The organism is Acidobacteriota bacterium (genome assembly GCA_026393675.1).
In the GTDB taxonomy this organism is placed as follows: Bacteria; Acidobacteriota; Vicinamibacteria; order Vicinamibacterales; family JAKQTR01; genus JBAXOX01.
The window spans coordinates 1-10,168 of the sequence record JAPKZQ010000032.1; the positions used below are offsets into that span (position 1 = coordinate 1).

A 10,168-nucleotide genomic window follows, 5' to 3' on the forward strand; every position below is an offset into this window, starting at 1 on the left:
ACCCACCGCATGGAGCGACAACCCCTCATCCAGGAGCGCCAGCGCCCGATGCCGCCGATCTTCCAGCAAGTCCGCCGATCCTCGAAGTCGCATCGCGCACCTCGAGGAACATTGTACCATTATTTATGCAGCAGTCTTTAATTGCGTACAGAGTCTCAAGAGAACGGCGAGATTGTCATCTCCGGTGGAGATTACGATCTTGCAAGCGAATCGAGACCGTGTCGATAATCAGTCCCGCCCCCCACAGCACAGCACATCGGTTCGCGCTCCCGAACCATGACCGCGTTGTGACCGTTTCGTGACATAACCGCCCGAAACCTCGAAGCCACCGCCGGCGATCTGGGTTACAGTTCCACCGTCACAGACGGCCCTCATTCTGGAGCACATGCGCCTCGGCAACTGGTTTCGGCCACCGCAGTACCTGCTGGCGTTGTTCTTGACGGTCACGCTCGTGCCCGGCGTGGCCCTCGTCTGGCTCGGGGCGCGACTGCTCCAGCAGGACCGTGATCTCGAGCGACAGCAGATCCAGGAGCGCATCGAACGCGCGGCAGGCGCGATTGCCGCCGGCCTCGCACACGAACTCGACGGGATCCGCGATCGACTGCCAGCACTCCTGGCGTCTCCGCCAATCGAACTCGCCCGCGACGGAGCGGTGGCCGTGGCGTTCGATGCCAAGGGTGTCTCGCGCCGCGCGGGGGCGCCGCTGCTGTACGTCCCTGTCGCCATCGCAGACGCCGGTCCGCCTGCCGACGAATGGCACGCCGGTGAGACCGAAGAGTACCGAAACGCGAACCCGGAGCGCGCAAGCGCCATCTTCAGGAGTCTCGCCAGCTCTCCCGATCCCCGCGTGCGCGCCGGCAGCCTGGTCCGCCTGGCCCGAACGCTTCGCAAGTTGCATCGCGAAGACGAGGCGCTTGTTGTCTATGAACAACTCGGGACACTGGGCGCGGTCCAGGTCGCTGGCGAGGCAGCGGATCTGGTGGCGCGTCAGGAGCGCTGTGCGCTGCTGAGCGAACTGCGGCGATTGCCTGAGCTCGAACGCGAGGCTGCAGCTCTCTTGACTGTGCTCGAGAGCGGCCAATGGCCCCTCGACCGCGCGGAGTTTCTCTTTCAATGGGAGCACGCGCAGCGCTGGCTCGGATCGCGTGTGACGGGTGGTGGAGCCGAGCCGGGCGGCCTCGAACACCGGCGCGAAGGCCTCGCGCTCGCCGCCTCGGTCGAGATGGCGTGGGCGGAGTGGCGAGACTCTGGGCGCACCGTTTCCAGTTGGGCCGGACGCCGAAGCGCATGGCTCGACGGGCAGGCCGTGCTGCTCGTCTGGCGCGGCGGGCCCGACGGCGCGATGGTCCTGGCCGCCTCATCGCGTTACCTGAGTGCGAACTGGCAGAGCATCTGGCAGACCCAGCACGCGCGGGTCTCGCTGGTCGACGACGCGGGCCATCAGGTTCTGAGGGCTGATGCCGCGGCGGCGGGACCGGTGGCCGTGAGGATGGCGCAGGACACGCGCCTGCCGTGGGCCATCCGGGTGGCCAGCGCCGATTCGCGCCTGGAAATGGCCGACATCGCCGGCCGCCGGCAATTGCTGCTGGTCGGTCTCGCGCTCCTCGGCTTTCTCGTCGTGGCGGGCAGCCTCATCGTGGCTCGCGCCGTACACAAGGAACTGGCGGTCGCCAGGCTCCAGGCCGATTTCGTGTCCGCCGTGTCGCACGAGTTCCGCACGCCGCTGACGTCGATGAGTCATCTGACCGATCTGCTCAGGACCGGCCGTACCGTAGACGAGGCACGACGACAGCAGTACTACGAGGTCTTCGCACGCGAGACCGAAAGACTCCAGCACTTCGTTGAGACGCTGCTCGATTTCGGCCGCATCGAGGCCGGCGCCCAACGGTATACCCTGGAGCCGGCCGACCCCGTCGTCGTCGTCTCGCACATCGTCGAGCAATTCCGCGCGACGCCGGAGGCCGTGCGGCACCCGATCGAGATCGACGCCGGTGGCACGCTTCCGTCAGTGCAGATCGATGCCGACGCGTTCGGCCACGCGCTGTCGAACCTGATCGACAACGCCGCCAAGTACTCACCAGATGAGGCGCCGATCCACGTCGTAGTGGAGCGTGAGGGGACGCGAGTGGCAGTGCGCGTCCGCGACCAGGGATCGGGCATCCCCGCAAGTGAACGGCGGCGAATCTTCCAGAAGTTCGTTCGCGGCGCGGCAGCGCGCAAGTCAGGCGTGAAGGGGACCGGCGTCGGGCTTGCGATGGCGCGGCAGATCGTGCGCGCACATCACGGCGACATCCGCGTGGATAGCGAGCCGGATCGCGGCAGCACGTTCACGATCCTGCTGCCCGCCGCCGGCCAATGGGGTCAGACCCCATTTCCCAAACGCAGATCACCGCAATAGATGGGGTCTGACCCCGTTGACTGAGGAAGTTCCAAGGAGCCAATCGTGACCAAGCGCATCCTCGTGGTGGAAGACGATGACGGGATCGCGATGGCGCTCGATGACGACCTGACCTCCGAAGGCTACGTGGTGGAAGTCGTCACGGACGGAGAGACGGCCAGCCGCCGGGCCATCGAGGGCGCCTTCGACGCGATCCTGCTCGACGTGATGCTGCCGCGCAAGGACGGCTTCGACGTGTGCCGGGACATCAGGCACGCGGGCATCCGCACACCGATCGTGCTGCTGACCGCAAAGACTCAGGAGGCCGAGAAGATACTCGGCCTCGAACTCGGCGCCGACGACTACGTGACGAAGCCCTACAGTGCACGCGAGCTCCGCGCCCGGATCAAGGCGGTCCTGCGTCGGACGTCGGACGACGGCTCCGAAACGTATCGATTCGGCGACTGCGAAGTCGACATGGGGCGGCGCGAGCTGAAACGCGGCGGCGCCGCCGTCCTGCTCACTCCCCTCGAGTTCAAGCTGCTCTCCGCTCTGCTCCGCCACCGCGGCCGAGCCATGAGCCGCCAGCAGCTCATCGACGAGGCGTGGGGCTCCGGCACGTTCGTCACCGACCGCGTCGTCGACAACCAGGTGACCAGCCTGCGCAGGAAGATCGAGACGGATCCGTCCAGGCCGGCGTTCGTGCTGAGCATGCGCGGCTTCGGCTACCGATTTGACGGCTGACCAGTGACCAAACCGTGACCAAACCGCCATCGCACGCGTGCAGTGGATGACTACATTGGGTGCCAGGAGGATTCCATGAGAACGACCCGACTTCCCATCCTGCTGGCGCTCCTGATCCTGACGACGGCCATCACGGCACAGCAATCGCCATCGGCTGAGGTGGCCTTCAAGGCGGCCATGCATCGCGAGGTCGTCGAGGGTAACCTGCAGACCGCGATCACCGAGTACAAAGCCATCATCGCGCGCTTCCCCAACGATCGGGTCGTCCGAGCCAAGGCGCTCGTGCAGCTCGGCGGCTGCTACGAGAAGCTCGGGCAAACCGACGCCCGCAAGGCCTACGAGCAGGTGATCCGCGAGTACGCCGATCAGGGTGACGCTGCCGCGCAGGCGCGCGCACGTCTGGCCGCCATGGCGGGGGTCGGCGGCGCGGCTGGCGGATCAGCGATGACCGTCAGGCGCGTCTGGGACGGCCGAAAAGCCAACTATTTGGGCGGAGTGTCTCCCGACGGCCGCTACCTGTCGTTCGACGACCAGGGCGATCTTGCCATCCACGATCTCGCCACCGGCCTGGACCGGCGGTTGACCGACAAGAACAGGCCGGCTGGATCGAAGGGGGCAGTGGGGTTCTCCGTGCCCTCTCCCGACAGCAATTACATTGCCTACAGTTGGTACGACTGGAACCGTTCGGTCGAACTGCGCGTCATCGGGCTCGATGGTTCGAAGCCGCGCGTGCTGCACACCGCGGGCGCCGAGGTCGACGAGGAGCCCGTGGCGTGGTCGCCAGACGGCAAGCAACTGCTCGTCGAGATCGGGAAGGCCGACGGCACGACCGACATGATGCTGGTGGCGGTTGCCGACGGCTCGGCGAAGCTGCTGAAAGCGATGGGAAAGGAACCGTCGCCGCGAGGGCGGTTCTCGCCCGACGGACGGTACATCGCCTGGACGGTGAAAGATGGCGTGTCGTTGGTCGAGGTTCAGACCGGAAAGGAGTATCCACTGATTCCGGATCTCTCGCCACGCGGACTGATGGGCTGGACTCCGGACGGAGGGCACCTCCTCTTCCACAGCGAACGATCGGGATCGCCAGATATATGGCGGGTCGCGGTGGCTGGCGGAAGGGCCGTGGGCGAGCCGGAACTGGTGAAGAAGGGCTACTACGGCAACCGGACGCTGGGGTTCACGCGCGCGGGGGCCTTCTACTACGGCGTCCGCACCCCCACCCGGGATGTGTACGTCGCGGAGTTGGATCCGGCAAGCGGCAAACTCGTCGGCTCGCCTCAGCCCGTGTCGCGGCGCTGGTTCGGTGTCTCGGGGAACCCGGACTGGTCACCCGACGGCAGATTTCTGGCGTACCTCCGCAATCAGACTCAGGACAGCTCCTTCCCCTCGTTCATTGTCATTCGTTCCACGAGCACAGGCGAGGAACGCGAACTGCGCGTCGTCGGCATGACGTCGCTGGGGTTTGCCCTTCATTGGACTCCAGACGGAAAGGCGGTCGTGGTGTCGGCGTTGGAGCCTGGAAAAGGCCGGAGCCTGGTACGCGTGGACGTGCAGACCGGGCAGGCGACACCCGTCACGCCACGGTCTCTGGGACCGTTTCCGCGTTTCGACCTGTCTCCGGATGGCAAGACAATCTTCTACATCTACGCGCCTGAGGGTTCCGGCTCACAGCCGCCTCAGTTGTTGACGCGCGACCTGCAATCAGGACGCGAAACCGAGGTCCTTCGGAAGCCAGGGCTCATCTACGTGTCGGTGTCTCCCGACGGTCAGCGTGTCGTCGTCGGTGCGCAGGAAAGCCATGCGACCGTCTTGCGCGTCATGCCCGCGACTGGCGGAGAATTGCGCGAACTTGTCACGAACCGCGTTGAGGGCACGAACTACAGGGTCTGTTCGTGGACGCCGGATGGGCGCTATGTGATCTTCGCCTCGACCCCGAAAGGCAGCACGCCCACCGAAAACGTCCAGATGTGGCGTGTCGCGGCGGAGGGCGGCGAACCGCAGCGCCTGGACGTGGGCGTCGATTCTCCGTACTACCTGCGCGTGCACCCCGACGGCCGCAGGGTCGCGATCGGGACGTGGTCAATCGCGACCGAAATCTACGTGATGGAAAATTTCCTGCCGAAGCCAGCCGCCGCGCCCGTTGGGAAGGCCAAGTAGATCGGAGCCAGTGCCCGCCGGGGAGGAGTGGCGGTCGGGACGAATTACCGACAGAGTCTCGGCGCAATGACAGATCTGTAAGCGCCTCGGCGACTTACAAGAATGTACGCGCGGAAAGACGCTGCTTGTAATTCGTCCCGACGCACATTCTTGCCTCAGTTCTTTCGTTAACGTCAGACGAACAAAAAACGAAACTTACATTATAACGTCTTCTGTATGTGTTATAACGACACCAATGATGCGAACGCAGATCCTCCTAATGGAGGCACAGGCGCAGGAACTCCGCAAGTTGGCCGCTGTTGAGCGTCGCTCAATGGCCGACCTCGTTCGAGATGGCGTCGACGCGATGCTCAAGGCTCATGCCGGAGGCAGACGGGACCACGCAAAGGCCCGCGCGCTGGCCGCTGCCGGCCGGTTTCGGTCGGGCGTGCCCGATCTCGGAACCCGGCACGACGATCACCTTGCCCAGGCCAGGAAGCCGTGACCGTCTTCCTGGATACCTCGGCGCTGCTCGCTCTGATTGATGCCGACGAAGTCAGGCACGAAGACGCTCGCCTCATCTGGAAGCGACTGCTTGGGAACGATGTGCCGATCGTGACGACGAACTACGTGCTGGTCGAAACGTACGCACTCACCAGCGTCGGCTCGGCAGCGCCGCCGTCCGCGTGTTGACCGACGATCTCCTGCCGGTCGTCGACGTGGAGTGGATCGGACGCGAACTGCACGAGAAAGCCGTATCCGCTCTGATTGCGGCAAGCCGGCGCGAATTGAGCCTCGTTGACGCGGTGAGTTTTGAAGCGATGCGTCAACGTGGGCTCGACCGAGCGTTCGCGTTCGATCGCCACTTCGAGGAAGCCGGCTTCAGCCTCGTCGCGGCCGACTGAGCGATTCTCTTCAATTCCACTCGCGGCGGATCTCGACACGGACCGTCTACGGTTGCTACCCGACCCTCTTCATCGTCAGACGGAATTGGTCATTGATCGGGATACTATGCCGTCTTTTCTGATAGGGCCGGCCCTACGCGCCGCCGACGATGCGTGCCTAGGCCCGTCGGCATTCACCGGGCAGACGATCGAGCCGCGGTCGCTTCTTCCGGCAGGCTCCTGCTCACTCCCCCGCAGCCAACGCATCACGTCGCCCGGGAGGCAGGGGTCGTTGTTCCGGCTCTTGTCCGCGACGCGCCGGGCGTGTAGAGTGCGGGGTGCCAATGGTCCCCCGAATATGCGAGGCGAGCGTGAGCAGTCGGTTGAGAGATGCGATTCTGGTGGCGCTATCGATGGTCGTGCTCGCGTGGCCGTCACCGAGCGTAGCGGCCGACAAGCCAACCAAGGAAACCCTCAACTTTGAAGGCCAGAGCCGGACCTACTACCTGTTTGTCCCAGCCAACCCGTCGAAGAAGCCAGCGCCGCTGATCGTACTCCTCCACGGATCCGGACGTGATGGCCGGTCGCTGCTCGACAAGTGGCAGTCGCTGGCCGAGAAGGAAGGCATCGTCGTGGCCGGACCCGAATCCAAGGACCGGCAGTTCTGGGCTCCCGACACGGACGGGCCCGCATTCCTGCACGACGTCATCGAAGCCATCAAGCAGAAGCACGCCGTCGATCCCAAGCGCGTCTACCTGTTCGGTCATTCCGCGGGGGCGATCCAGGCGCTCAGCATGGCGGTGCTGGAGTCCGAGTACCTGGCGGCGGTCGCGGCCCATGCGGGCGTGCTGCAAAAGGAGCTCGAGCCCTATCTTCGGCTCGCGGAACGGAAAATACCGATTGGCATCTGGGTCGGGACAAGCGATCCGCTGTTCCCCGTCAAGGTGGTTCGCGCGACACGTGACATCATCGCTGAGAGCGGGTTTGCCGTTGAGCTGATTGAAATCAAGAACCACACCCACGCGTATTACGACCGCGCAGATGAGATCAACAAGGGCGTCTGGGCGTTTCTCCGGCAGCACGCCCTGACAGCCGACCCGGTCTACAAGTCGTACGTCATCGCGCGCTGAACGACAGCCAAAGGGCGCTCGATGTCACCTCGCCGGCCAACGCGGCCGCGCCGAAGGGCAGTCCTGCGCACAGGTTGCCGATGCACTCACCAGCTCCCACACGGGACGACGACCTCCATCGCCGGCTGCACCGACACCTCGACCGGATGCCGGTGTCCGAACCGGCAGGGGCCCGCCGCCGCGCGCCCCTGCCTGGCAAAACGTTATCCCTCGTGGATCACGATACTGCCGCTCGTGATCGGAAAAACCCAGACCGGACCGTCAGACCGAGGCGTGAGTTACAGGCAAGGTTGGTGCACGGCGGCGCACCATGCCCTTTACCTCTCCATAATTGAAGATTCTAAACGCGACTCTACGACCAATCCTCTCAGAAGTATTACCAACAGAATGGATCGCCGGACCCCTATTCCGAGTTTCAGTGCTTACGCTGATCGTGGGGGACGGTGCAGGTCGTGGTCGTAATTGTCGTGTTTCCGGCACCGTCTGTGGCGGTTGCCGTCAATGTGTAGACTCGCCCCGTTCCAGTTCCCGACCGCTCGGCCCGGAGCTGGATAGTACCGCCGGTGATGACAGTGTCTGGGGCAGTGTCGCCATCACCGAGACCATTCTCCGGTTCGTTACTGGTCGCAGTCACTACAAAAGCGGCTAGACCTGACGGACCAGCGCTGGCGGTTACGGTAGCCACCTGGACCAACTTATGGTTCGGGGGCCAGAGTGTGCAGGTCCCGGCAGCAGGAAGGCCTGAAATCGTAGGCGGTGTGGTGTCCTTGGCTTCTTCCCAAAGTCCCGGATAGTCGACAATAAAGGTGAGGCCTGGATCTCGGGGGTGCCACTCTGCAGATTCATCCACGGAGAATACGACGTACCCGAGAGAGGGGACATTGGGATCCGTGATCGTCGTGCTGGCCGCGGTAACAACACCCGGTACGTGATTGATACCCGCCTGCGTACTCATCCACGGTTTGCTACTTACTGGATAGGTGTTGGAATTGGAAATCTTGAGAACAATGGTGACGGTGTACTCTGTGCCAACCGTCGGATTGCTCACCGACCAATGCGCCCCATTATCGTCGCACCCAGTCTGACTTCCGGTCGGCAATCCGCTAATACTCACGCACTTGCCGCTGAGGCCCCCGCCCATGTCCACACCAATGATGCCCGTTGCCGGGAAGGCGTATCGGGAATCTTGAAGCGCCATTCTTACCGTCACGGTCTGGTCTATCGTCTCACCCGCAGGGATGATCAGCGGAGATACGGTTCGTGAAGAATCGTAGCCCGGAGTGTATGTAGTGAATTGGTTGGTCGATCCCCACCCCTGCCTGATGCCAGATTGTGGGGGCAGAGTATCTCGCCCCCAGCTCAGGGGAAATGACACAGTGGTGTCAGTCCCGATAAAGGGCGGATCTGTGTAGTACCAGCCTGTTATGGGGCCAAGTAAGCGGTTGATCGTGATATTGGGATGGTTGAAAGTTATCGCGGGGCTTGAGCCTTCGCCAGCGTGATTGTACATGCTGGCGTTCCAAGTGAGCTGGCCCAGTAACGAGGTGTCCGCGGGCACGGTATCCGACGGTGCGCTGAAACGCAGGGTTCGGTCGAGCGCAGCGTCGACTGGACCGGCGCCGGAGGCGGTTTGAGCTAAAACCGGTGCAGCGAGTACAACTAATAGAAAGATCGAACCGCATATTCCTAATGTTTTGGTCAGTTTCATCAAACTTCCTTTGATAAGGCTAGTACCGGAGGCAGCCGGAACTGGCCGCCTGCAATACTGGTCTGAGTTGAGTAGACCGGTTTCTTCGAAACCTATAGACAAGAAGAGGGATTGGCGGCCTCCGAGGGACGCCGTCTCACGGGCCGTGAACATAACGGCCGTTCTCACACGCTGATTCCGGCTTCCCGGCGGCCCGAAGAGGGGCGCTGATATGGGACACAGCAGCTCGGGATAGAGAGCGTCGCACCCGGGTCATTGCCGGTCGACTGAGCGGTGACGTTAACCGTCACGTTCGTTGGTGTCGTCGCTCCCCGCAGCCGCACCTTCCAAACGTGGTACAGCGGGGAACTGTAATCCGGACCCTGCCGGATGCCGATCTGGCAGGACTGGTACGGCTGATACCAGATACTGTTCGGGTGGGGGACCGGCTGGCTGAACGTCTGCCCCTGAGCTGGCGCTCCCGCGGACAGCAAGATCGCGACGGCGACAGCAACGGTGACGAGAAGTGCTCGGCGCATTCGATGCCTCCTCCACGGGTGACGGCCCCAGACACGCCCGAATCCCCGACCGCGTCTCGCACCTTCGCATTGAGCGGGCGCGACACGCGCTCGCTGGCTCTGCTGACAACGGGTCAGCAGGTGCGTGGTTCGCGCGCAAAATTGTCGGGTGTAGGGGCCCGATACGGATGAGATTTAGCAAGCATGATGTACGGCTCATCCGTCACTGTCAACTGAAAAATCGCGCAGTGTAGCGAGTACATGATTTGACCGTACGCGAGAGCAAGTGAATTGACCGCTTCGATGGCGGACGATACCCCGAGTAGCCGAAGGAGGCGCGATGGGGTATGCCGAGTCCGTCTGGGAGCGAGCGATGCAGGTACAGGAAGGGCGGCCGACATCTTGGGGGTCAGTGCGCGGACGATGCGCCGGTGGCGGGAGCGCTATGAGCAACGGGGGCCGGATGCGTTCTTCGACCGCCGCCGGGAAACGCCATCCCGGCGGCGCGCCTCCGGGGCGGATCTGGCGCACGTGCTGCAGTTGTATCGGGAGCGGTATCGCGGCTTCAATGTGCGGCACTTCTGCGAGATTGCCCGCCGGGAGCATCAGGTGACGCGGTCCTACAGTTGGGTGAAGCACGCGTTGCAGACGGCGGGCCTGGTTCCGAAGAGCCGCCCCCGTGGCCGCCATCG

The 10,168-nt window shown here is 63.6% G+C and carries 9 protein-coding genes; 8 read left to right on the forward strand and 1 reads right to left on the reverse strand.

Annotated features, from left to right (window positions below; all coding sequences use genetic code 11):
- The first annotated feature begins 385 nt into the window (after window positions 1-385).
- From NT151_08645 to NT151_08675, 7 genes are all read left to right on the forward strand, one after another.
- Complete coding sequence (locus tag NT151_08645) at window positions 386-2,398, forward strand: HAMP domain-containing sensor histidine kinase (GenBank protein MCX6538986.1); 2,013 nt, start codon at window positions 386-388, stop codon at window positions 2,396-2,398.
- Window positions 2,399-2,443: 45 nt separating this feature from the next.
- A complete protein-coding gene (locus tag NT151_08650) occupies window positions 2,444-3,121 on the forward strand; it encodes a response regulator transcription factor (protein ID MCX6538987.1) in 678 nt (225 codons plus the stop codon).
- Between the two features lie 75 nt (window positions 3,122-3,196).
- Window positions 3,197-5,278, forward strand: coding sequence for a tetratricopeptide repeat protein (locus NT151_08655; GenBank protein ID MCX6538988.1), 2,082 nt, complete (start codon window positions 3,197-3,199; stop codon window positions 5,276-5,278).
- 235 nt (window positions 5,279-5,513) lie between these two features.
- Window positions 5,514-5,762: a CopG family transcriptional regulator gene (locus tag NT151_08660; protein ID MCX6538989.1), complete on the forward strand. Its 249-nt coding sequence runs from the start codon at window positions 5,514-5,516 to the stop codon at window positions 5,760-5,762.
- On the forward strand, window positions 5,759-5,950 hold the full coding sequence (locus NT151_08665) for a PIN domain-containing protein (GenBank protein MCX6538990.1): 192 nt from the start codon (window positions 5,759-5,761) through the stop codon (window positions 5,948-5,950). The genes NT151_08660 and NT151_08665 overlap by 4 nt, the downstream gene beginning before the upstream one ends.
- Complete coding sequence (locus NT151_08670) at window positions 5,944-6,162, forward strand: hypothetical protein (protein ID MCX6538991.1); 219 nt, start codon at window positions 5,944-5,946, stop codon at window positions 6,160-6,162. Before NT151_08665 ends, NT151_08670 begins: the two co-directional genes overlap by 7 nt.
- Window positions 6,163-6,512: 350 nt before the next feature.
- Window positions 6,513-7,271, forward strand: a complete 759-nt coding sequence (locus tag NT151_08675; protein MCX6538992.1) for a dienelactone hydrolase family protein — start codon at window positions 6,513-6,515, stop codon at window positions 7,269-7,271.
- Between the two features lie 415 nt (window positions 7,272-7,686).
- Here NT151_08675 and NT151_08680 read toward each other — a convergent pair whose 3' ends face one another.
- Window positions 7,687-8,979: a hypothetical protein gene (locus NT151_08680; GenBank protein ID MCX6538993.1), complete on the reverse strand. Its 1,293-nt coding sequence runs from the start codon at window positions 8,977-8,979 to the stop codon at window positions 7,687-7,689.
- 920 nt (window positions 8,980-9,899) lie between these two features.
- On the opposite strand from NT151_08680, the gene NT151_08685 reads away from it, so the two are divergent.
- Window positions 9,900-10,168 (forward strand): transposase (locus NT151_08685; GenBank protein MCX6538994.1); only part of this gene is annotated, 269 nt, incomplete at its 3' end.

What these genes read in the sequence shown, in the direction of transcription:
- NT151_08645 (MCX6538986.1), top strand. Translation starts at nt 386, where the DNA reads ATGCGCCTCGGCAACTGGTTTCGGCCACCGCAGTACCTGCTGGCGTTG.
- NT151_08655 (MCX6538988.1), top strand. Translation starts at nt 3,197, where the DNA reads ATGAGAACGACCCGACTTCCCATCCTGCTGGCGCTCCTGATCCTGACG.
- NT151_08660 (MCX6538989.1), top strand. Translation starts at nt 5,514, where the DNA reads ATGATGCGAACGCAGATCCTCCTAATGGAGGCACAGGCGCAGGAACTC.
- NT151_08680 (MCX6538993.1), bottom strand. Translation starts at nt 8,979, where the DNA reads ATGAAACTGACCAAAACATTAGGAATATGCGGTTCGATCTTTCTATTA.